We start from the raw sequence: 23,648 nt of genomic DNA on the forward strand, positions 1-23,648 counted from the left end.
GTGAATTAAGAATAGAATCTAATGTTGAGATTTGCCTAATTAGGTGCATAAAAAAGCCTTCATTGACGAAGGCTTTGGCGAGCGATGCTGAATTACGCTTTGGTTGGAATACGTTGCAGAACCGCCAGCAGTAATTCCCAATATTGGCCGACCGTGGTGATGTTCACCATTTCGTCAGGGCTATGTGGATAGCGAATAGTTGGGCCAATCGACACCATATCCATGGTTGGGTAAGGCTCTTTGAATAGACCGCATTCTAACCCAGCGTGAATCACCATGATCACTGGCTCTTTGTGGTAAATGTCTTGATAAGTATTACGCACAATCGCCATCACTTCAGATTCGTTGTCTGGTTTCCAGCCAGGATAAGCACCGCTGAAGACCACTTCGGCTCCAGCCAATTTGCCTAACGCTGCCAGTTGGCTGCACACGTTATCCCGGCCTGAATTAATTAACGAGCGGATCAAACACAGTGCCACGATTTTGTCGGCATGGGTGGTGATAACGCCAAGGTTCAGTGAAGTTTCGGTTACGCCTTCTACTTCATCACTCATGCGTATCACACCATTAGGGCAAGCATGCAGCAGTGCCAGCAGTTGTGCTTGGCTGCTGGCACTCAATTGTTCAGCAGGCAACTCAACTGAGGTCAGTGCTACTTTGACATCGGCATCTGCTACCGCTAATTCTGCGCGCAGCAGTGCTTGGTATTCAGCGACTGCAGTGGCTAATGCGTCCGCTTTCGCAGCAGCAACCGTGATGGTGGCAAACGCTTCACGCGGAATGGCGTTACGCAGTGAGCCACCGGTGAAGTCAGTCAATGCCAAACCTAGTTGGTCAGCATAATCAAACAGGAAACGCGCCAGTATTTTGTTAGCGTTACCACGTCCTAAATGGATGTTCACCCCAGAGTGACCACCTTTTAGGCCTGAAACGGTCAGACGGAATGCTTTTGCATCGGCGTTGCAAGCATCTTTGGTCAACGGCAAGGTGAAGCTGGCATCAACGCCACCGGCGCAACCCATGTAGATTTCACCTTCTTGCTCTGAGTCGGTGTTAATCAGAATATCGCCGGTTAACACACCTGCTTGCAGGCCGAAGGCGCCGGTCATGCCCGCTTCTTCATCAATGGTTAGCAGAACTTCTAATGGGCCATGTGGAATATCATTACTGGCCAGAATTGCCAGCGCGGATGCCATACCGATCCCGTTGTCAGCACCCAATGTGGTGCCTTTGGCTTTTACCCAATCACCGTCCACCCAAGCTTCAATAGGATCTTTGGTGAAGTCATGCACTTTGTCGGCATTGGCTTGTGGCACCATATCCATATGCGCTTGAATCACGACGCCTTTGCGGTCTTCCATGCCTGCTGTGGCAGGTTTACGAATAATGAGGTTACCCACCGCATCTTCGATGACGGGAAGGCCAACGGATTTAGCCCATGCTTGAATATGTTGGCTTAGTGCGGCTTCATGCTTAGATGGTCTTGGAATTGCGCAAATCTTTTCAAACCATTGCCACAAAGGCTGAGGGGCTAATTGGCTGAGTTGAGACACATCTGACTCCTGATTAAAAAAGTGAACACAGATCGATGAGCGGAATGCCATCGACATCAATGGTGCGAGTTTAACATAAGCAGAAGTTGATAGTGGTTATCAGTTAAGATCTAGCTCACTGTTTGGCAGTAAAACTTTCCAGTGCGAATGGCATGGTATTCCCGCCAAGTTCAGCCAATAATAGGTGGTTAATTTTCAATGCCTTGCTCGGGAGCTGGTTGTGCTGCAATTTTTTCAGGTATCAAGTGACGCGCTTACTTCATCCAACGTGGACTGGGACGCGCTGATTATCATTAGCCAAAATCCATTGGCGGTGCCTTTTGAGTCGGTACGTACAGCGCTATTGCAGCAAGCAGCGATTGATAAGCGGATTGGCCAACAAGTGGTATTGAGCTTGTGCCCATCGGTACCCGGCCAGCGGCTCATCACTGCCCCAGTGCAGATTGATGATGAATATGGCGATGTCAGTGTCTATGCTGAGGTGGCCCAACAAGCGATTAGTCAAGCGCAAGCCAGTGGCGCCAAGCGACCGCTGATGTGGGTAGAGCACAATCCCCAGCCGCAATTTGTGCAGGCCTTAGAGGTCGCCGCCTTTGGCTGCGCGCAACAGTTATGGTTGCCGCTAGAGGCGCGCGAAGCTGGACATCATGCGGCGATTGAATCGTTAGGCTTATTGGATGTGTCGGCTGAAACAGCGCTGCAATTGACTGCGCTTGAAGCGGGTAAATCGTTAACGCGTGATCTTTGTGGCACTGAGCCGGAGCGCATGGCGCCGTATGCCTTTGCAGATTACTGTGTTAAATCGCTGGCGGGCACAGATGTGCAGGTTGAGGTGATCGACGATATCGATACTTTGCTGTCGGATTATCCGTTGATGTGTGCCGTTGGCAGAGCATCGTTATCGGTTGAGCGTCATCAACCTCGAGTGGTGCAGCTTGAGTATCGTCCCGTTGGCGAGGTGCGCCATACCTTATTGATTGCGGGGAAAGGGGTGATATTTGATACCGGCGGCGCCAGTATTAAAGTCGGCGGTGGCATGTCAGGCATGAGCCGTGACAAAGGCGGTGCCGCAGCCGTTGCCGGGTTCATGAAAACCATAGGATTACTGCAGCCTGCAGGCGTAAGAGTGGTGGCGCAACTTGGACTAGTGCGTAACAGCATTGGTAGCGACGCCTATGTACCGGATGAAATTATTGCTTCACATGCGGGTGTGCGGGTGCGGATTGGCAACACGGATGCAGAAGGGCGCTTAGTGTTAGCGGATCTGTTGTCGCATTTACGCCTAGCCGCTAAAGATGCGGTACAACCACAACTCTTTTCGGTGGCCACCTTAACCAGTCATGCGGGGCGCGCTTATGGGCGTCATTTTGCGACTGTGCCTAACAGCGTCGCGCAACCTGTGTTGGCAGCCAATTTTACTGCAGTCGCCCGTGTTGCTGGCGAACCCGCTATGTTGTCACCGTTAGCGCACGAAGATTTTAGTGTGATTAGCGACACCAGCCTCGCGGCGGACGTGTTGTCGAGCATGCACCTTGGCTCGTCGATGGTGACTCGTGGGCATCAGTTGGCGACAGCCTTTATTGTGACGGCCTCTGGCTTGGCAAAACATGGCGCCAACGCTAAGCAGCCGTTGCCTTTTATGCACCTTGATATCGCAGGGGCAGCAATAGAAGGTGATCCCCGTTATGGTAAGCCGACCGCGGTACCGTTGCAGACATTTTGGCATTACCTACAACAGTTGATCTAAAAAATACAAGTGATTATTTGCGCTATTTTTTGGTGGATAAATTCATAACCAATTGAAATTAATGAATATAAAAAATAAAAAATGAAACCACCGTGTAATCGTTATGTAACTTTATTACGGTAATTCATCAAATTTAAAAAAAATCACATTTTATCTTGTAATAATATTTCACTGGTGTATTATTAATACCGATGGTGATGCCAAGACATGAGTTTGATGGCGGTTATCGGCGGTATATGAGAGTGACGAGAGTCCCCAATCTCTAATTCTCATCAGAAGTTCTTCACTGATAATGATTTTGGTCGGTTGTTAACAGTGAACATTCAGCCTCGGTAATCAACCGCGCTCCCTTGACGTTTGTTGTTGATTTCACTCCGGATCACAGCTTTCACCGGTAACTGCTCAAGGGCGGTTACTTTACAAGATTTTCGATGGGCCCCATCCATCAGGATCTGTTTGTGCAAATGGTTATTTATACCCATGTTATGGGCGTTTTGTTACATCTCTTCACCTGCTCACATGAGCAGGTTTTTTTTTGCATGTACGTCAGTACTCGCTATCACTCCCAACTCGATGTAATTGCGTGATCCTTGTCCTGCAGCCCACGAATATTGCTGGAATAATGCCAAGCAGTACCTTTATAATCTGCCGCTGCTGTACGGTTGTGTTAAATAACTGTTACAAAACAAAAACCCTACAAACCATTGTTCAAGGAATCCGGTTCCATGCTGGAAAAACTGTTTAAGCTCAAAGAGCACCAAACGACCCTAAAGCAGGAAGTGTTGGCTGGTTTCACCACCTTTCTGACTATGGCATACATCATTTTCGTTAACCCAGAAATTCTGGCCAAGGCTGGAATGGACCACGGTGCGGTATTTGTCGCTACCTGTTTGGCTGCTGCGGTTGGCTGTTTGGTGATGGGTCTTTTAGCCAACTATCCAATTGCGTTGGCTCCAGGGATGGGTTTGAACGCCTTCTTCACCTTTAGTGTGGTTGGTGACATGGGATACAGCTGGGAAACTGCCTTAGGTGCGGTGTTCCTGTCAGGTTGTTGCTTCCTTATTTTATCGTTAGTCCGTATTCGCGAATGGATTGTGAACTCAATTCCAATGTCGCTACGTATGGGCATTGCCGCAGGTATCGGCTTGTTCTTAGCGCTGATTGGTCTGCGTAGTGCTGGCATCGTTATCGACAACCCTGCCACTTTGGTTGGCATGGGTGATCTGAAAGCTTTCCCTGTTGCTATGTCTGCACTGGGCTTTTTCCTGATTATTGCCTTCGTGAATCGTGGTTATAAAGCTGCGGTAATTCTGAGCATCCTGTCTATCACGCTGTTAGGGCTGATTTTTGGTGATGTGCAATATCATGGTCTGGTTTCTGCGCCACCGTCATTAGCACCAACCTTTATGGCAATGGATTTGAGCGGTGTGATGGATATCAGCATGATCTCTATCGTATTCGCCTTCCTGTTTGTTGACCTGTTTGACACCTCAGGTACTTTGGTTGCTGTGGCACATCGTGCGGGTCTGCTAAAACCTGACGGTAGCTTGCCACGTTTGAAGCGTGCACTGACTGCAGACTCAGTTGCCACTATGGCCGGTGCTGCATTGGGTACTTCTACCACTACCAGCTACATCGAAAGTACTGCTGGCGTAAGCGCTGGTGGTCGTACCGGTCTGACTGCTGTGGTTGTGGGTCTGCTATTTATCGCTGCACTGTTTATTTCGCCATTGGCGGGCATGGTGCCAGCGTACGCAACAGCCGGTACTCTGTTCTATGTGGCAATTCTGATGATGTCTAGCTTGCTGCACGTTGAGTGGGACGACTTGACCGAAGCTGCACCTATGGTGGTTGCTGCGTTGGCCATGCCATTCACATACTCAATTGCGAACGGTATTGCACTGGGCTTTATCTCTTACGCAGTGATTAAATTGATGTGTGGTCGTTTTAAAGACCTGAACATCGGTATTATTGTGTTGGCAGCATTGTTCTTAGGCAAAGTATTGTTTATGTAATAAATTTGCTGTTTAAGAAAGGTCATCCTTAGTGATGGCCTTTTTTTATGGCAGTTTTTTAAAAATATCGTAGAAAAGATTAGTTCATAACTAATGGAGCTAGGAATTCCTGTGGCGATTCGGTATAAGATAAGCCCTCTTATTTTGAATTGTTGCGTTTGATGTAGATGGAACATTCCAGTAAAGCTCCTTATCGGCGAGTGGTTGTAAAGCTAGGCACCAGCGTGCTGACTTCTGGCAGTAAAAAGCTAGATAAAGCGCACATGGTAGAATTATCGCGGCAGATGGCCGCCTTGATGCGAGACGGTATTGAAGTGGTGCTCTGTACTTCGGGGGCAATTGCCGCCGGACGTGAACACCTGTTATACCCGCAACTGCCGGATACCATGCCCAACAAGCAGCTGTTGGCCGCCGTAGGGCAAAGCCAGCTGATTTTGGCGTGGGCGCAACTGTTTAGCATTTATGGGCTGCATGTTGGGCAACTGCTGCTCACTCGCGCCGATCTGCAAGACCGCAAACGTTATCTCAATGCGCGCGATACCCTGCATGCCTTGCTGGCACAGAATATTATTCCCATCATCAATGAAAACGATGCGGTCGCCACCAGTGAGATTAAAGTAGGTGACAACGACAACCTATCGGCGCGAATTGCCTTGCTGTGTGACGCTGATTTGTTGATTCTGCTGACCGATCAAAAAGGCTTGTTTGATGCAGATCCGCGCGACAATCCAGACGCTAAACTTATCTCTGAAGTCGCTGGCATTGACGATCAGTTGCGTGAAATCGCCGGAGGCTCAGTGTCTGGGCTTGGCACTGGCGGCATGGCAACTAAGCTAGAAGCCGCTGACATTGCACGGCGTGCCGGTATTGAAGTGGTTATCGCCTCTGGTCATCATCCCGATGTGATTTTAAAAGTGATGAACAGGGAGAGTATCGGCACCCATTTCAGTGCCATCGAGAACCCGCTCGAAAGCCGTAAGCAATGGATTTTGGCAGGGCCAAAAGCCAAGGGCAAAATTGTGTTGGATGATGGTGCGGTAAGAGCAGTATCAGAAAAAGGCCGCAGTTTGTTGTCCAAAGGGATTGTGGCGATTGAAGGCAGCTTTGATCGGGGAACAACTGTTGAACTGCATGATCAGCATGGTCACCGCTTTGCCAAAGGCATCTGCCGCTATAGTGCCAAAGCGCTGCGGATGATTGCCGGTAAACATTCAAACGAAATTGAAGCGATCTTAGGTTATGACTACGGTGATGCTGTGGTTCACCGAAACGATATGGTGGTGTTATGAGCGAACAATATTTGCAATCGTTAGGGCAACAAGCCAAACAGGCAAGTTTTGCGCTGGCCAATCTGTCTTCGGCACAGAAATCGGCGTTGTTAAGCGCCATAGCCGCGAGTCTGACTGCTGCGGCAGACGAAATTGTCGCGGCCAATGAGCAAGATGTTGCCGCCGCAAAGGCCGCAGGATTAACTCAAGCGATGATCGACCGTTTGTTGCTGAATCATCAGCGACTAGCAGGTGTAATTGCTGATATCGATAATGTGATCGGTTTGCCTGACCCGATTGGTCGCGAGTTTGATTCGCGCTTATTGGACAACGGCATGCGCTTGTGTCGCCGTGCCGTACCGCTCGGCGTTATTGGGGTGATTTATGAAGCGCGCCCCAACGTGACGGTAGATATTGCGGTATTGGCATTAAAAACCGGTAACGCGGTGATTTTGCGTGGCGGTAAAGAAACGCTGAACTCTAACCTTGCACTCGCCAAAGCGATTCGCAGCGCGATTGTCGAATGCGGTTTGCCTGCCGACGCGGTGCAGTTGATCGATAATCCCGATCGCACTTTGGTTACTGGGTTGCTCAAGTTGGATCAGTATGTCGATATGATTGTGCCGCGCGGTGGCGATAAACTGCAGCGGCTCTGTGCTGAGCAAGCGACAATTCCGGTGATCCTCGGTGGTATCGGTATTTGTCATCTCTATGTCGATAAAGCAGCCGATTTAACTCGTTCAACAGATGTGATTATCAACGCCAAGGTGCAACGTCCAACCGTCTGTAATGCATTGGATACCGTGTTGGTGCATGAAGCCGTCGCGGCTGAATACTTGCCGCTACTTGCTGCGGCATTGACGGCGCAAGGCGTGAAGTTAGTTGGCTGCGAAGCGACCAGTAAGCTGTTACCCGCCTATGAGATTGAAGCTGCTACTGATGAAAGCTTTAGCACAGAGTGGTTATCGCTGACGCTGGGTATCAAGGTGGTGGCAGATATCGAGGCTGCAATTAGCCATATCCGTCAGTTCTCCAGTGGGCATTCGGAAGCGATTTTGACCGATGATATCGCGGCAGCCAGCCACTTTTTGAATGAAGTGAATTCAGCGGCTGTGTATCTCAATGCCAGCACCCGCTTTACTGATGGTGGCCAATTCGGTTTAGGCGCCGAAGTGGCGGTGAGTACCCAAAAGCTGCACGCACGTGGCCCAATGGGTTTAGAAGCGTTAACCACTTACAAATGGTTGGGTGTGGGCGATTACACCGCGCGTAGCTAAGCTGAGCCGCCTCGTTGATAAAACCAAATCGTTCGTAAAAAAAGCGCCGCTGTCAGTCAGGGCGCTTTTTTGTTTGTCTGCATCATGGTAGCTATTATCTAAACGATTAATCTTCTGCCTTAATCTCGGCAAAGCTGCCGCGACACAGCGAGGCTAAATCGGTTGCACTCAAACAGATTTCCAGCCCGCGGCGACCCGCACTGACATAGATAGTATCAAAGGCTTTGGCACTGCTATCGATAACGGTTGGTAGCTGCTTTTTCTGCCCCAGCGGGCTAATACCACCGACTAAGTAGCCAGAAGACTTTTGCGCTAGTTGCGGATTGGCCATCACCAATTTTTTCTGCTGTAGCGCTTTGGCGGCCGCTTTGAGACTGAGTTGGTGATTCACTGGCACCAGTGCGACGGCTACCGGATTCGACTTATCATCCAGGCTGACCAACAGGGTTTTAAATACTTGGTTTGGGTCTAAATTCAAAGCACTCGCGGCTTCTTCACCATACGATGGGGCATTTTTATCGTGATGATACTCATGCACTGTGAAGCTAATTTTCTTCTTGGTGGCTAAGTCGATAGCAGGTGTCACAACGACCTCTCTTGTGATGTTACAGCGCGCCTCGCAGACGACGATTTTTAATATAAGGCAACAGTTGTTGCAGCAGCAGTGCCAGTAAAATGCAGCTCAAGCCAAACAGCGTTGAGACTTCAATGGCTTCGCCTAGCACTAACGCGATAAAGCACATCGACAGCACTGGCGATAAAAATACCAAGTTGCTGACGGTTGCGGTGCGTTCGGCTGATTTTAGCGCCATCAGCCATAAAACGAAGGTGACTCCCATCTCAAATAGACCAACATAAGCACCGGCTAACAAGCCTTTAACGCTCAGGGGAGGTAATGGTTCTGTGGCTATCAGGGTCATAAAAATGAACGGCAAGGCGATGATAAAACTCAGTAATAAACTCACTACTGGGTCGCCTTTGTCGCGGGTATTGATAATCCAGTACAGACACCAAAGCACAGTGCTCGCCAGTCCGAGTGCGATACCAACAGGATTTTCAAACGATAACCCCGCAATATTGCCGCCAGTGGCGATAATCACCACGCCTGAGTAGGCCAGTAACGCGGCAACTAAATCGATGCGCCGCAGTTTTTGCTTCAGCATTGGCACCGATAACAACGGCAATAGAATCGCCCAAGTGTAGTTGAGCGACAGTGCTTGTTGCGCGGGCAGTAAATCGTAGGCTTTGAACAGCACCAAATAGTACAAAAATGGATTGAGCATGCCGGTTTGCAGATACAACCAAGGCGACTGACGAAATTGCGGCGTGATGAGTGAAAGTTTACCTTGTAGACCCAATATCAATAGCAGCACCAGCGATGAAACAATCGTGGCGACCAACACCAGTTGTAGCGGACTAAAAAAGCCGAGTGCAATTTTAAATGCCGTGGCAACGGTGGACCATAACAATACTGCACCTAGGCCATAGCCGATGGCCAAATAGGACGTTTTCAATGGGGACTACTCGCAAACTAACACGCCGCTAACGGGCGTTGATTATGGGGTCGAACGCTATTCTAGCCATGCTTGCATCAAAAAGGGCTAAAAAAGATCCTCACTAATGGCAATTTTTTTAAATTCACCCTTGTAAAGCCAAATTGCGCCCCCATAAAGGGGTTAAGACGCGATACAGGTGGTAAAAATAGTGCTTGAAAACAGCAAATTCGCCCCTATATCCAGTAACAGATAACACATTTAAGTGCGAAAATTTTCGGAGGACCTCATGGGCAGAATTATTGGTATCGACTTGGGCACAACCAACTCTTGCGTGGCCGTATTAGACGGTGACAAACCCAGAGTGCTGGAAAATGCTGAGGGCGATCGCACCACACCTTCTATCATTGCATTTACAGAAGATGAAACCCTGGTAGGTCAACCTGCAAAACGTCAGGCTGTAACCAACCCACAAAACACCTTCTTTGCAATCAAACGTTTGATTGGTCGTCGTTTTACTGATGACGAAGTCCAACGTGACGTAGACATCATGCCATTCAAAATTGTTAAAGCTGACAATGGCGACGCATGGGTTGAAAGCCGCGGTAAGAAAATGGCTCCGCCACAAGTTTCTGCCGAAGTGCTGAAAAAAATGAAGAAAACTGCAGAAGATTTCTTGGGTGAAAAAGTCACCGAAGCAGTAATCACCGTACCTGCATACTTCAACGATTCACAACGTCAAGCGACTAAAGACGCTGGCCGTATCGCTGGCTTGGAAGTTAAACGTATCATCAACGAACCGACTGCAGCAGCGCTGGCTTATGGTATCGACAAAAAGCAAGGCGATAACATTGTTGCGGTATACGACTTGGGTGGTGGTACTTTCGATATCTCTATCATCGAAATTGATAGCGCTGACGGCGACCAAACTTTTGAAGTGTTGGCAACCAACGGTGATACTCACTTAGGTGGTGAAGACTTCGACAACCGCGTTATCAACTATCTGGCTGATGAATTTAAGAAAGAGCAAGGCTTGGATCTGCGTAAAGACCCACTGGCAATGCAACGTCTGAAAGAAGCGGCTGAAAAAGCGAAGATTGAATTGTCTAGTGCTAACCAAACTGAAGTGAACCTGCCTTACATCACTGCTGATGCAACAGGTCCTAAACACTTGGTAGTGAAAATCACCCGTGCAAAACTGGAATCTTTGGTTGAAGATTTGATCCAACGTTCGCTGGAACCACTGAAAGTTGCCTTGGCTGACGCAGACCTGTCTGTATCAGAAATCAACGAAGTGATTCTGGTGGGTGGTCAAACCCGTATGCCGAAAGTGCAACAGGCAGTAACTGAGTTCTTCGGTAAAGAGCCACGAAAAGACGTGAACCCTGACGAAGCGGTTGCTGTGGGTGCGGCTATCCAAGGTGGTGTGCTGGCCGGTGACGTGAAAGACGTGCTGCTGCTGGACGTTACTCCACTGTCTCTGGGTATCGAAACCATGGGCAGCGTGATGACCAAGCTGATTGAGAAAAACACTACAATTCCGACTAAAGCGAACCAAGTGTTCTCAACTGCAGAAGACAACCAAAGCGCGGTAACTATTCACGTGCTGCAAGGTGAACGTAAACAAGCCAGTGCCAACAAATCACTGGGTCAATTCAACCTCGAAGGTATCGAGCCTTCACCACGTGGTATGCCACAGATTGAAGTGACCTTTGACTTGGATGCGGACGGTATCTTGAACGTTTCTGCAACCGATAAGAAAACCGGTAAGAAACAAGCGATTACCATTAAAGCCTCTTCAGGTCTGTCAGACGAAGAAGTTGCGCAAATGGTACGTGATGCCGAAGCACACGCTGAAGACGACAAGAAATTTGAAGAATTAGTGACTGCTCGTAACCAAGCTGATGGTTTGGTACACGCCACTAAGAAACAGATTGAAGAAGCTGGCGATGCTCTGCCAAGCGATGATAAAGCCAGCATTGAAGCGGCAATCAGCAAAGTTGAAACTGCAACCAAAGGTAGCGATAAAGATGCTATCGAAACTGCAACTCAAGAGCTGATCCAAGCCTCTCAAAAACTGGTTGAAATTGCCCAAGCGAAAGCTCAGCAAGCTCAAGGTGGCGCAGAATCTGCACAGCAAAGTGCACACGCCGCTGCAGATGATGTTGTTGATGCCGAGTTTGAAGAAGTTAAAGACGACAAGAAATAATCGGGCGTTTACCCCCGGTTAACTGCAGGCGGGCGTTACGGGGAAACCCTAACGCCCGTTCGTTCTTGCACCAGCTGAGAAAACGTAGAGATTATGTCAAAGCGAGATTATTACGAAGTATTAGGCGTCGGCCGCGACGCTAGCGAACGGGACATCAAAAAGGCGTATAAACGTCTGGCGATGAAATTCCACCCGGATCGCAACCCAGGCGACAAAGAAGCCGAAGCCAAATTCAAAGAGGTGAAGGAAGCCTATGAAATCCTCACCGATAGCGATAAACGTGCAGCCTATGACCAGTTCGGTCATGCAGGGGTAGACCCAAGCCGTGGCGGCGCCGGTGGTTTCGGTGGCGGTGGCGCTGATTTCAGCGACATCTTCGGCGATGTGTTTGGGGATATCTTCGGTGGTGGTCGTCGTGGTGGCGGTCAACGTCAAGCTGCGCGTGGTTCTGATCTGCGCTACAACTTGGAGCTGTCGTTGGAAGAAGCTGTGCGCGGTGTTAGCCGTGAATTGCGTATTCCAACCTTAGCAACGTGTGATGTGTGTGATGGCTCCGGGGCTAAAAAAGGTACCTCTGCCACCACTTGCGGCACCTGTCACGGTGCTGGCCAAGTGCAGATGCGTCAGGGCTTTTTTGCGGTGCAGCAAACCTGTCCTACCTGTCATGGCCGCGGCAAGATCATTAAAGAACCATGCAATAAATGTCATGGCGATGGCCGCGTAGAAAAGAGCAAAACGCTGAACGTGAAAATCCCTGCGGGTGTGGATACCGGCGATCGTATTCGTTTAGCGGGCGAGGGCGAAGCGGGCGAATTTGGTGCACCAGCCGGTGACTTGTATGTACAAGTGACGGTGCGTGAACACCCAATTTTCGTGCGTGATGGCAACAACTTGTACTGCGAAGTGCCAATTTCGTTTGCGAAAGCTGCGCTCGGCGGTGAAATTGAAGTGCCAACGCTCGATGGCAAAGTGAATCTGAAGATCCCCGCTGAAACCCAAACAGGTCGCATGTTCCGCCTACGTGGTAAAGGGGTGAAATCGGTGCGTAGCAGCGCAGTCGGCGACTTGCTGTGTAAAGTAGTGATGGAAACCCCAGTTAATCTGTCTGAAAAACAGAAAGAGTTACTGCGTGAGTTTGAAGCAACCTTGACTGGTGAAGCTCGCAAACACAGCCCAAAAGCGGAAGGTTGGTTTGATGGCGTGAAGAAATTCTTTCAAGATCTGAACGGCTAAACCCATTAAATTACGCCTGCGTAGACTAAAGCCAGCATTTTTGCTGGCTTTTTTATTGGCGAAAATTTTGCATTGCCTGGGGGGACGTTACTGCTGGTATGCAATCCAATAGCAGCTAATACTGGCTGGTTTTTTAAATGTTCCGCTGTGATCTTAATTACGTTAAAGCCTACTAAATTATAACATTATTGAATAATACTTATTTTATTGGTCATTGTTTTAAAGAATCAATAACTAAACTGCTTAATTAGTAATGACGTAAATTGGTGCAAATTGCTTTTTTTTGGTGCAGTTTGGCGCGAAATTTTGCGCTGATTTGATTACTTTTTTCGGTTAATGTTCCGCCATTAATCATGTGAATTAGATTATTTTTCATCCCTCTCCTTGGCATCTCTAGATGGCTCAACCCCCCGTATTTGTTGACGTGCGTCAAATTTTAACCAACGACTATTTCCAATTGTAAAAAATTATTTGTTGCAAAAATGTGTACTTTAGTCGAAGTCGGCACGCTAATTGAAATGTCTGGTCATGAAAGGTGGCACGCATGCAAATTTAATGTTGCAAAGTTGTGATTATCAAGCGGATTGGTTGAACAGCAGTGTTCAGTTCAATACGGGCGGTGAAACCACTTTTTTCGGGAGCAAGTCTTGCGGTAGTTACTTGCCGGTTACAGGCAATAATAAAAATCACAAGAACAATAATATCAGTATCAAGGGGTTGGTATGATCAAAGAGAAAAAGCTTAGTCGTTCAATTAAGTATGCACTCGCTTTATCTTGTGCATCGATTGCATTCACAGGCCAAGTTTGGGCTGACGAAGAAGATGATGCAGCAGTAGAAGCAGCCATCGCCGCTGCCGCTGCAGGCAAAATCGAAAAAATGGTAGTAACCGGTTCTCGCGGTGCTGCTCGTTCAGTAAAAGACTCACCTGTTCCGGTGGATGTGATTGCTGATGACGAATTGAAATCAGTAAGTTTCTCCGATACCAACGACATTTTGAAAACACTGGTACCGTCTTTCTCGGTAAACCGTGAACCATTGTCTGATGGTGGTACCTTTATTCGTCCTGCTACCTTGCGTGGTATGGATACAGATAAAACGTTGGTACTGGTGAATGGCAAGCGTCGTCATCGTGCAGCATTGGTACAGATCGGTGGCTCTGGTAGTCAAGGTCCAGATATTTCAACCATTCCATCTTCTGCTCTGAAAACGGTAGAAGTTTTGCGCGATGGTGCAGCTGCTCAGTACGGCTCAGATGCGATTGCTGGGGTGATTAACTTCCAGCTGAAAGATAACAGCGAAGGCGGTTCATTCACGGCTGACTGGGGTCAATTCTATGAAGGTGACGGTGAAGCATTAACGCTGAGCGCTAACAAAGGTTTTGCGATCGGTGAAAAAGGCTTCGTGAGCATCTCTGCGGAGTACTCAGACTCAGATCCAACCGTACGTGCGCAACAGTATTGTGAATCTTATTTTTGTGTGACCGATCCAAGCACTTACCCTGCAAGTGGTTTTGGTGACTATGAAACCTATTCACAAAACTGGCAATCAGCGTCGATGACCAGCAAAAAGTTCGTACAGCCTTGGGGTCAGCCAAGCTCTGAATCTACGGCGATCTTCTATAACGCTGGTTACACAGTGAGTGAAAAATTAGATCTCTACTCATTCGGTAGCTACACAGATAAGTCTGCCAGCGGTCTGTTCTTCTATCGTTATCCAAACAACGGCACCATCATGAACATCCGTTTAGAAGATGGTTCTACTTGGAACGCGATGGAAATCTTCCCAGGTGGCTTTACCCCGCAATTCTCTGGTGACGTGACCGACTACTCTGCAGTCGTGGGCGCCAAAGGTATGCTGGAAAATGGTTTGAGCTATGACGTCAGTGGTCGTTACGGTTCAGACAAGATTGAATACACCATGGCAAATACCATCAACCCATCTATGGGTGATGCAACGCCAACTCTGTTCCATCCCGGTGCTTTGATCAACAAAGAGAAGCAAGTACAAGCTGACTTCACATTGGACTTTGACGTTAGTGCATTTGCGAGCCCATTGTTGTTTGCCTTCGGTGCAAGCTACATGGACGAATCTTACGAGTTGGAAGGCGGTGATGCAGCCTCTTATGAAGCGGGCACTTACTCAGTGTCTGATCCATGGGGTTTCTGTAACGCGGACGGTACTCCAACTGCGGCTGGCTTAGGCGTGATGGGTAACGGTTCAACACTGAACTGTGCTGATTCTTCAGATCCGGTTTACCGTGTCATGGGTGTGGGTTCTAACGGTTTCCCTGGTTACTCACCAATGTATAGCGGTAAGTACTCACGTGATTCTTATGCTGCATACGTAGACTTCAGCGCTGATGTGACTGAAAAACTGTTCTTGCAAACTGCTTTCCGTTGGGAAGACTACTCAGACTTTGGTTCAGAGCTGGTAGGTAAGATTGCGGGTAACTATCGTCTGACTGACCACTTCGGTGTTCGTGCGTCATACGGTACAGGTTTCCGTGCACCAACGCCTGGTCAGCAAGGTACTACCAACGTGTCAACCCGTTTGCCGAACGGTTTACCAGTAGCAACAGGTCTATTCCCTGCCGGTGGTCCAATTGCTGCAGCGCTGGGTGCGTCTGAGCTTAAGCCAGAAAAATCAACCAACTACACCTTAGGTTTCACTGCTGACTTTGATAGTGGCTTGGGTATTACACTGGACTTCTACCGCATCGATTTGAAAGACCGTATGTACGCGATTTCAACCATGGATGTTAGCCCAGACCCAACCACAGGCAGTGATTACACCAACTATTTAGCATTGGTTGACGCTGGCGTAGCTGGTGCAGAATCAATCGGTGGCGTGTTCTACTTCCAAAACATGTTTGACACACGTACCACAGGTATGGATTTCGTGACTAACTATGGTTTTGATAACGCGCTGGGTTATACCTCGTTCACCATGTCTGCTAACTACAACAAACAAGAAATCACCGATGACAAGACAGGTGCATTCAACCACGAAGATACCTTTGACTTCGAAAATGGCCTGCCAAAATGGCGTGGCGTGTTGACTGTAAACCACACCTTTGGTGACTTATCTGTAACTGCTCGCGCTAACTACTACGGCTCTTATACTAACTCAGACGGCGCCAATGCAGCTGAGTTGACTAAGCAAACCTTTGGTGAAGAAGTGCTGTTTGACTTGGAAGCCTCATATCAAATCACTGATTTGATTAAGCTGACGGTTGGTGCGCGTAACATTTTCGATAACTACCCAGACAAAGGCGAATTTGAAGCCGGTCAAGGTCGTATTTATCGTTCTGACTCTGTTGTCGACTGGAACGGCGGGTATTACTTTACTCGCATCTCTATGGATTTCTAATCCAAAGAGTTCAGTCTGTTATGTTATTAGGCCATTCGTTGAATGGCCTCTTTTTTGTTTGAATGTTACACACGCTTCATGTGTTGTTGCATGAAGCGCTGTTGCTTTTAGACAAGCTTATTCGAAGTGTTAGTTGAACAATCTTGTAATGCTTGAATGTACGTCAGTTAAATTTCTTGTACATGCCATAGCTGTGTGCTGCGGTATGTTGGTATCCGAGTCGCTCATAAAACTCCGGCTTATCCGCCAGTAACGATACATTGCTCCCTTGAGCACTTTTGTATCAATATAGGCTTTTAGCTTTTCCATAATCTGTTTACTTAGTCCTTTGCCTTGATATTCAGGCAGAACTGCAATGTCGACGATTTGAAAAAGGCATCCACCGTCACCAATTACTCTATCAAAGCCAATGAGCGCTTCGCTATGTCGAACGCTTACTGCATAAAGTGAATTACGTAACCCGACCTGTGCCGCCTGCTCTGATTAAGCCGACAAACATGCCGCTACTCGGATCTCGCAGTATTCCGCAACAGACGGGAGATTTTCTGAGCTAGTAAATTGCATGGGGCGTCGCTCAACGGTTAATAACGAGTGAAAGTGGCCAATATTCACCGGGTTGGCTCATCTTAAAAGTGTTGTGTTGATGAACGCAATAGCGCGGATATTTGAACTTATGTGGTTTAAATGTTGGCCAATTGAGCGGGCTTAGAACTGCTGGGTGGAGGTAAAATCTATAGCTTTGTGATGCTGCTAAATACAAAATGCCACCGTGCGGTGGCATTTTTCATTGGGTGGGGGAAGAAAAGGTTAAGGCTTACACTAAGCCTTTCTTACGCAGTTCTAACATGGTTTTTGCTACGTAAGTCATCTCTTCTGGTGTACCCAGAGATACACGGCAGTAGTCATCCGCTGGTGGGAACGCACGGCCAACCAGAATGCCTGCTGCTTTCATCTGCTTTTGGTACTCAGCCAAAGGTACTGCCACTTTGTGGAAGATGAAGTTGGTGTTTGATGGTACATATTCCAGCTTCAGCGCGTGCAGTGCTTGCAACAAGATCTCACGAGAAGTTTTGTTGCTTACTTGGCTCAGTTTGATGAATTCTTTGTCTTGCCATGAAGCGATAGCGGCTTTAACTGCTGGGAAGTTCAGTGCGTTAGACGCAGTTTTTTCACGCAGTTTACCAATCATTTCAGGGGTAGATACTGCCCAACCTACACGCATACCCGCCATTGCGAACAGCTTAGAGAAGGTCTTCAGCAGGATGATGTTGTCTGCACCGGCAGTCAACAGTGGTGAACATGAGCGGAAGTTTTTGTCATCGGCAAATTCAGCATATGCTTCGTCCATCAAGAAGATGGTTTTTGCTGGCTTGCTCTTGATCCATGCTTCTACTTCATCGGCTTTACAGATAGCGCCTGTAGGGTTGTTCGGGTTAACGAAATACACCACAGATGGACCATCGTAATCAGCCACAGCCTTTTTCATTGCTGGTAAGTCGATGCCCCAATCTTTCAGCATTGGCACTTTAGTGATTTTGGTGATGCCATTAACTTTGGCGTTTTCTTCTGCAGAGTCGAAGGTCAATGCTGGGCATACCAATTGAATATCTGGCGCTGCCAGTGCTTCGATAGCCGCACGAATACCTTCAGTTGCACCTGCAGTTAGCAGTACATGATCAGGAGACAAACCGTAGTCGTCAGCGATCAGCTTTTGCAGAATACCGGTAGATTCGAAAGGATAGCGGTTACCTTGAGCAACGGTTTCACGTGCTACAGCTTGGGCTTTTGGTGACATACCCAATGGGTTTTCGTTCCAGCAGATACGGATTGGACTGTCTGGAGTAGGGGCTTTAAAGCTAGATGTTCCTTCGCTTGATTTTGCTACAGCAGCCGATGATAAACCGGACAATGCTGCTCCGCCTGCCAACACGCCTGAAAACTTGAGTAATTGTCTGCGTTGGATGTTTGGGGCGTCGCTTTTTGCCATTGGATAGCTCCTTGTTGTTATAGATTCGATAATGGATAGGCATAAAAGGTAGAGCATGAACCGTGCCAAATGTTAATCGCTTGACTGACAGTTGTTTCAGCCCGGTTAACAACGAGTGTTGCATAGTTTTAGTTCAATGTCTGCACCATTATTGCCCATTTGCACTAAAAAATACGCAACGAATGCAAGTTATTTGCATGAGAATATTAGGTGAAAATGGAAAATCATTGATGTAAATGTAATGGTGTACTGGTGCAGGAATAAAAAAAGCGACCAGAAGGTCGCTTTTTGATGCGGATTTGATAGCACCACAATTAGAAGTTGTAGTTGATACCTAACATCACATTACGTCCCATCAATGGTGCATAATCTTTCAATAGCGAGGTATGTGGGCGTGCTTCTCTATCGGTGAGGTTATTGCCTTTAAGGTAAACAAACAGATCGCCGTTATCGGTGTAGATCCGATAGGTCACCGCTGCATTCACTAACGCATAGCCTGAGTTATCAGTTTCGTTTTCGGCTGTTTTATCCTGTTTGGCATAGGCCACCATACCGGCTTCAGCGTGCCATTGCGCTTGGTCAAAGTTCAGTGTTGAGCCAAAGCGCATCGGTGAAATCCGTGGCAAGTTGCCGCCATCCACCAGTTTGGCGCGGGTGTAGTCGGTAAACATCTCAAGCGACCATGTATCGTTAAACGGAATACTTGCTTGAGCTTCAACCGAGAACAGCTGCGCATCCCCTTGCTGATATTGGTAGACTGGCATATCGCCTTCTTCATCACTGGCGATTAAATCGGCCGCCACTAAGCCGGTATTGGCCTCATAGAAGAAGTTGTCAACGCGGTTATAGGCCATGCTGATGCTGCCGGTCCAAGCGCCGTCCAGCTTACGCAGGGTGACGTCGATGTTGTTGGCAATTTCTTTTTCAGCGTTGGCCGCATTGGTCACAATATTGCCGTCCACGATCTGGAATTCAGAGCCAATTTCGAAACTCTGGGTCGCATCATGTGGACCATAGCTGTAGAGCTCTTCCGCTGTGGCCGAACGTTCGGCGCGGGTCAGTGCCACACTCAAGTTATACGACGGGTGAAAATCCCACACTACACCCGCAGAGGCAGTGACGTTGGTATCGCTGATGCTGTTAGGTTGGTATTCGGCTTCACCCGTAAGGGTATCTAGGCTCATCTGCGCTGGATCAAGCTTGTAATGTTCAACCCGTGCGCCCAACTCAAAGCGGAAGTCGTCCACTTTACGCTCTTGCACAATAAAAGCGGCAAGCGTGTCGGTTTTGCTGTTGGGTGTTAGCTGCTCTTCACCATCCACTTCAAAATCACGATGGGTAACATGTAAGCCCATCGAGCCTTGCCATTCTGCCCAAGGGTTATTGTTCAGGGTTAAGCGAGCTTCAGTCTGCTTGTTATAGAAGAAGGTATCAGCATCGCCATTTTCCTCTTCAGCATGTTGATAGTCGGTGTAACCCGCATCCAAACGGATTTTTGAGAAACCCGCAAACGGATCCAATAAGCCACCATGAAGCTGCCAAGCGGTTTTCTTCAAGTCGATGGTGATATGAGGTTCGTCCTCTTCACCTTTTAGCGGAATGCCATAGTTTGATTCGGTACGGGTACCTGATACACCGATAAAGCCACTGTCACCGGCATAACCAATGCCCGCCGCGTATTCATCTAATTGCAGCTGCGAGTTGTCGACATTGCCGTGAGAGCTCTCGTCACCGATGATTGCGTTGCCGGGAATATCGTACGAATCGGTACGGCGGCGGGTGCCATCAAGATGCCAGTTAACGCCTTCTTTACCACCGTTAAGGTCTGCGGTGAGGGTTTTGCCGTTGTTCGCACTGTCATAACGCGCGCCCACATTGCCATTGAATGTATCAATGGCTTGTTCGCTGATGCGCTTATCGACCACATTGACCACACCGCCAATGGCGCCATTACCGTACATTAAGGTGCCTGGACCCCGCAGAATTTCAATCTGTTGTGCTGAGGCGGCTTCTGCTGTGACCGCGTGATCGGCGGAAACGGTAGAGGCATCTCCAACAGATAAGCCATTTTCTAGCACTTTCACCCGTGGGCCATCCATCCCGCGGATGACTGGGCGGCTAGCGCCGGCGCCAAAGTGAGTCGCTTGAACACCCGGCAGCTTATCGAGCGTGTCACCTAAGCTGGCTTCGGTGTTGAGTTTGAGTTGGTCTTCGGTAAGTACTGATATTGGCGTGCTACTTTCCATCGCCGAACGGCCAAGCGGTGAGGCGGTTACCACAATGTTTTCAATCTTAGATTTTATCAGGCTGAAGTTTTCAGTGAGTACGCCCTGAGTCACTTGCACATCGCGCTCAGCGTGTTTGTAAAGTGCGCTACTGATGTGCAGGTGGATATGGCTATTATCACTGACATTGAGCGAATAATTGCCGCTTTCGTCGGCAGTGGTTTGATTACCGCCATCGACGCTGATCAGCGCCTTGGGGATGACATTACCTTGTTCGTCAGTGATTTTACCTTGCAGTTGTGCAGCAAATGCGGTTGAGCTAACGCCAGCGGCGGCCAGCGCCATAGTTAATACAGCAAGCTTCATTGTGCCTGTCCTTTTTGAAAAGCATGAATCAAATAAATGTGTTGAGTGATTGAATTCAGCTTAGAACAGGCGGGGCGCGAGCAACGGCACGGCGCGAGTGAACAACAGTAGGTTGGGTGTATTGAGTCTCAGCAACAACAGACACCAAAGTTGAGCTAAGTGTCGGTACCGGCGCCGCCATCGGACCGGTAATTTGTTGATTACCGAAATTACACAGTAAACAGTGGGCGTGATCGTGGGTAAGTGCTTGCTCTGAGGTGTGCAACAAAGCTACCGACTGCAATGCAGTCAGCCAGACAGCTAAAAATAGCCAAAGCCATTTTCGGTTGTGAACAAACAAACGTCGAATCACGATGGGTCGATAGGCGTTACTGTGTTAAATAGTGCGAGCAAACTTACTTGATCTGGGTCACACAGTCCAATGAATCTTCTGTAACATTTGTTTGCAAGCCATCCTTGGCACAAAGATTCAGCATGTTAAGGTACAGGTTGGCTGATTTCACAAGGGATGGTTGAGATGTATTTAGCTTGGAGCCTGAGGCAAAAGTGCTTGCAGTTAATGTGTATTGGCGCGCTGTTATGCGTTGGCGGTTGTGCTTCACAGGTGGTTTATCTGTCGGATGTTTATGTTGATAAGGCGCTGGTAGACGATACCGCGATCGCGTTAACTGAGGCCGGACTCAAAGTTGACATCAGTCATGTGCGGGCACCGCGTAAGTTAACGCGCCCCTTGCTGATTAAAAGCCCCACGCTCTTTGATGAGACGTATCTGCAGCAGATTCTTAGCGCACTGGCACAACATGGCTATCCCGATGTTGAAGTTATCTCAATGCAGACCGGTCAGCACTTTTATAACGGACATCATGTGGGCTTGTATCTGCCCGAAGAAAATCGTCCGCATTTGCCACTGGCGATGCGAACAGAAAATTGCGGTGATGCCTATGCCACATTGGAATTCGGCGCCGACGGCCAGCAATTTACCCTAGAGCGTGAACTGCCCAATGGTGATTTACGTTCGCTACAAGGTAAGGTGATGCTTACTTATGAAGGTAACGTTTCTCGTGCTGAGCCGCACCACTTTGAGCTGCAATGGTCGAACGGACAAAGCGAATTTCTACTTGAACGAACCCAAATAGAAACATTTTTTGGCTTGCGCACTGCCGACATCGTCACCTTGAGTAAGCCAGGAGTTTTAGGGTTACCTGATGCATGTCAATTCGTGACGATTTATGACCAAGCGCCAGATTAAATATCAGTCCACATCTGCTGTTATCGTAAGTTAGCGTTGTGCAAAATAGCGGGTTTAAATACTCATGGCATAAAAAACGAGGCATTAAGCCTCGTTTTTCAGTGAACGCTAGTGCGTTGTAATTACAGCATACTGCGTAAGTGATTACTCGCCTTGTTCAACCCCTGAACGGTTCAATACAAATTGAGTTAACAACGGTACCGGGCGACCGGTTGAGCCTTTATTTGCGCCACTATTCCACGCAGTACCGGCCACATCAAGGTGAGCCCAGTTGTACTTTTTCGCAAAGCGCGACAGGAAACAGGCCGCAGTAATAGAACCAGCAGGACGGCCACCAATGTTGGCCATATCGGCAAATGGGCTGTCCAATTGTTCTTGGTACTCATCCCACATTGGCAGACGCCAGCAGCGGTCGCCACTTTGTTCGCCAGCGTTTTGCAGCTCGTGTGCCAGAGGGTTATGTGATGAGAACAAACCACTGGCGTGTTTACCCAATGCAATCACACAAGCACCGGTCAGCGTAGCGGTATCAACCACCACTTCTGGGTCAAAACGCTCAACATAGGTCAGCACATCGCACAGCACCAAGCGGCCTTCAGCATCGGTGTTCAACACTTCAACGGTTTGGCCACTCATGGTGGTGAGAATGTCACCCGGACGATAAGCATTACCCGCAGGCATGTTTTCACAGCCCGCCAGCACGCCAACAACGTTCACCGGCAAGTTCATCTCGCAGATAGCTTTCATAGTGCCCAACACGCCAGCAGCGCCGCCCATGTCGTACTTCATCTCGTCCATGGCTTCACCGGGCTTCAATGAAATACCGCCAGAGTCAAAGGTCAGCCCTTTACCGACTAAAACGATAGGTTTGGCACTGGTATCAGCTGCGCCTTTGTATTCCATGATGGTCATCAAGGATTCGTTCTCGCTGGCACGACCTACCGCAAGGTAAGAATGCATCCCCAGCTCAGCCATTTTAGCTTCACCAACGGTGCTTACCGTTAGCGCATCACAGGTTTCGGCCAACTGTTGCGCTTGTGCGGCTAAGTAGGCTGGGTTACAGATGTTCGGCGGCATGTTGGCCACATCGCGGCACAAGGCCATCCCTTCAGATACGCCGGTACCATGGCTTATTGCGCGCTCGCCCACGGTCAGCTCACGGCGCGTTGGTACGTTGAATACCAATTTGCGCAGTGGACGACGCGGTTCACCTTTGCGGGTTTTGAGACTGTCAAAGCTGTACAGTGCTGCGTTGGTGGTTTCAACCGCTTGACGCACTTTCCAATAGGTATCGCGGCCTTTAACATGCAGTTCAGTTAAAAAGCATACCGCTTCCATTGAACCGGTTTCATTTAAGGTATTGATGGTTTTCGCGATAATTTGCTTGTATTGGCGTTCATCCAGCTCACGTTCTTTACCACAACCCACCAACAATACGCGTTCACTTAACACGTTAGGTACGTGGTGCAGCAGTAACATCTGTCCAGATTTACCTTCAAGGTCGCCGCGACGCAGCAGATTGCTGATGTAGCCTTCGCTAATTTTATCCAGTTGTTCCGCAATACCAGATAAGCGGCGAGGCTCATAAACCCCGACCACGATACATGCGGAGCGTTGTTTTTCTGGACTACCGCTTTTAACGCTGAACTCCATGA

The 23,648-nt window shown here is 48.5% G+C and carries 15 protein-coding genes; 8 read left to right on the forward strand and 7 right to left on the reverse strand.

The window, feature by feature from the left end; translation table 11 throughout:
* Window positions 1-92: 92 nt before the first annotated feature.
* Window positions 93-1,553 carry an aminoacyl-histidine dipeptidase gene (locus tag JYB87_RS04830; protein ID WP_207355778.1) on the reverse strand — a complete coding sequence of 487 codons (1,461 nt, stop codon included), beginning with the start codon at window positions 1,551-1,553 and terminating at the stop codon, window positions 93-95.
* 214 nt (window positions 1,554-1,767) lie between these two features.
* On the opposite strand from JYB87_RS04830, the gene JYB87_RS04835 reads away from it, so the two are divergent.
* From JYB87_RS04835 to JYB87_RS04850, 4 genes are all read left to right on the forward strand, one after another.
* The gene (locus tag JYB87_RS04835) at window positions 1,768-3,300 is read left to right on the forward strand and encodes a M17 family metallopeptidase (protein WP_207356593.1); all 1,533 of its coding nucleotides are present in this window, start codon (window positions 1,768-1,770) and stop codon (window positions 3,298-3,300) included.
* A gap of 725 nt (window positions 3,301-4,025) precedes the next feature.
* On the forward strand, window positions 4,026-5,315 hold the full coding sequence (locus JYB87_RS04840) for an NCS2 family permease (RefSeq protein ID WP_207355779.1): 1,290 nt from the start codon (window positions 4,026-4,028) through the stop codon (window positions 5,313-5,315).
* A 167-nt stretch (window positions 5,316-5,482) separates the two neighbouring features.
* A complete protein-coding gene (gene proB, locus JYB87_RS04845) occupies window positions 5,483-6,604 on the forward strand; it encodes a glutamate 5-kinase (RefSeq protein ID WP_207355780.1) in 1,122 nt (373 codons plus the stop codon).
* Window positions 6,601-7,860, forward strand: a complete 1,260-nt coding sequence (locus JYB87_RS04850; protein ID WP_207355781.1) for a glutamate-5-semialdehyde dehydrogenase — start codon at window positions 6,601-6,603, stop codon at window positions 7,858-7,860. Before proB ends, JYB87_RS04850 begins: the two co-directional genes overlap by 4 nt.
* A 106-nt stretch (window positions 7,861-7,966) precedes the next feature.
* Here JYB87_RS04850 and ybaK read toward each other — a convergent pair whose 3' ends face one another.
* Both ybaK and JYB87_RS04860 read right to left on the reverse strand, forming a co-directional pair.
* Window positions 7,967-8,446: a Cys-tRNA(Pro) deacylase gene (ybaK, locus tag JYB87_RS04855; RefSeq protein ID WP_207355782.1), complete on the reverse strand. Its 480-nt coding sequence runs from the start codon at window positions 8,444-8,446 to the stop codon at window positions 7,967-7,969.
* 19 nt (window positions 8,447-8,465) lie between these two features.
* A complete protein-coding gene (locus tag JYB87_RS04860) occupies window positions 8,466-9,374 on the reverse strand; it encodes a DMT family transporter (protein ID WP_207355783.1) in 909 nt (302 codons plus the stop codon).
* Between the two features lie 268 nt (window positions 9,375-9,642).
* Between JYB87_RS04860 and dnaK the strand changes: the two genes are divergently transcribed.
* The 3 genes from dnaK (at window position 9,643) to JYB87_RS04875 (ending at window position 16,166) form a co-directional block, all read left to right on the forward strand.
* Window positions 9,643-11,562 carry a molecular chaperone DnaK gene (gene dnaK / locus JYB87_RS04865; RefSeq protein ID WP_207355784.1) on the forward strand — a complete coding sequence of 640 codons (1,920 nt, stop codon included), beginning with the start codon at window positions 9,643-9,645 and terminating at the stop codon, window positions 11,560-11,562.
* A 93-nt stretch (window positions 11,563-11,655) separates the two neighbouring features.
* Window positions 11,656-12,795, forward strand: coding sequence for a molecular chaperone DnaJ (gene dnaJ / locus JYB87_RS04870; RefSeq protein WP_207355785.1), 1,140 nt, complete (start codon window positions 11,656-11,658; stop codon window positions 12,793-12,795).
* 722 nt (window positions 12,796-13,517) lie between these two features.
* Window positions 13,518-16,166 (forward strand): TonB-dependent receptor plug domain-containing protein, encoded by a 2,649-nt coding sequence (locus JYB87_RS04875; protein WP_207355786.1) that lies wholly within the window; start codon window positions 13,518-13,520, stop codon window positions 16,164-16,166.
* A gap of 129 nt (window positions 16,167-16,295) precedes the next feature.
* On the opposite strand, the gene JYB87_RS18675 is transcribed toward JYB87_RS04875, so the two are convergent.
* The 3 genes from JYB87_RS18675 to JYB87_RS04890 form a co-directional block, all read right to left on the reverse strand.
* Complete coding sequence (locus JYB87_RS18675; RefSeq protein WP_228729990.1) at window positions 16,296-16,577, reverse strand: GNAT family N-acetyltransferase; 282 nt, start codon at window positions 16,575-16,577, stop codon at window positions 16,296-16,298.
* Window positions 16,578-16,980: 403 nt separating this feature from the next.
* Window positions 16,981-18,153, reverse strand: coding sequence for an aminotransferase class I/II-fold pyridoxal phosphate-dependent enzyme (locus JYB87_RS04885; RefSeq protein ID WP_207356594.1), 1,173 nt, complete (start codon window positions 18,151-18,153; stop codon window positions 16,981-16,983).
* Window positions 18,154-18,467: 314 nt separating this feature from the next.
* Window positions 18,468-20,744, reverse strand: a complete 2,277-nt coding sequence (locus JYB87_RS04890; RefSeq protein WP_207355787.1) for a TonB-dependent receptor — start codon at window positions 20,742-20,744, stop codon at window positions 18,468-18,470.
* 550 nt (window positions 20,745-21,294) lie between these two features.
* On the opposite strand from JYB87_RS04890, the gene JYB87_RS04895 reads away from it, so the two are divergent.
* Window positions 21,295-21,993 (forward strand): hypothetical protein, encoded by a 699-nt coding sequence (locus tag JYB87_RS04895; RefSeq protein ID WP_207355788.1) that lies wholly within the window; start codon window positions 21,295-21,297, stop codon window positions 21,991-21,993.
* Between the two features lie 144 nt (window positions 21,994-22,137).
* Here the strand turns inward: JYB87_RS04895 and pepA are convergent, their stop codons facing one another.
* A complete protein-coding gene (pepA, locus tag JYB87_RS04900) occupies window positions 22,138-23,646 on the reverse strand; it encodes a leucyl aminopeptidase (RefSeq protein ID WP_207355789.1) in 1,509 nt (502 codons plus the stop codon).
* Window positions 23,647-23,648: the final 2 nt, after the last annotated feature.

The sequence above is a fragment of the Shewanella avicenniae genome (assembly GCF_017354945.1).
Classification (GTDB): domain Bacteria; phylum Pseudomonadota; class Gammaproteobacteria; order Enterobacterales; family Shewanellaceae; genus Shewanella; species Shewanella avicenniae.

What these genes read in the sequence shown, in the direction of transcription:
- JYB87_RS04850 (WP_207355781.1), top strand. Translation starts at nt 6,601, where the DNA reads ATGAGCGAACAATATTTGCAATCGTTAGGGCAACAAGCCAAACAGGCA.
- pepA (WP_207355789.1), bottom strand. Translation starts at nt 23,646, where the DNA reads ATGGAGTTCAGCGTTAAAAGCGGTAGTCCAGAAAAACAACGCTCCGCA.
- JYB87_RS04875 (WP_207355786.1), top strand. Translation starts at nt 13,518, where the DNA reads ATGATCAAAGAGAAAAAGCTTAGTCGTTCAATTAAGTATGCACTCGCT.
- JYB87_RS04890 (WP_207355787.1), bottom strand. Translation starts at nt 20,744, where the DNA reads ATGAAGCTTGCTGTATTAACTATGGCGCTGGCCGCCGCTGGCGTTAGC.
- JYB87_RS04840 (WP_207355779.1), top strand. Translation starts at nt 4,026, where the DNA reads ATGCTGGAAAAACTGTTTAAGCTCAAAGAGCACCAAACGACCCTAAAG.
- proB (WP_207355780.1), top strand. Translation starts at nt 5,483, where the DNA reads ATGGAACATTCCAGTAAAGCTCCTTATCGGCGAGTGGTTGTAAAGCTA.
- dnaK (WP_207355784.1), top strand. Translation starts at nt 9,643, where the DNA reads ATGGGCAGAATTATTGGTATCGACTTGGGCACAACCAACTCTTGCGTG.
- dnaJ (WP_207355785.1), top strand. Translation starts at nt 11,656, where the DNA reads ATGTCAAAGCGAGATTATTACGAAGTATTAGGCGTCGGCCGCGACGCT.
- JYB87_RS04885 (WP_207356594.1), bottom strand. Translation starts at nt 18,153, where the DNA reads ATGGCAAAAAGCGACGCCCCAAACATCCAACGCAGACAATTACTCAAG.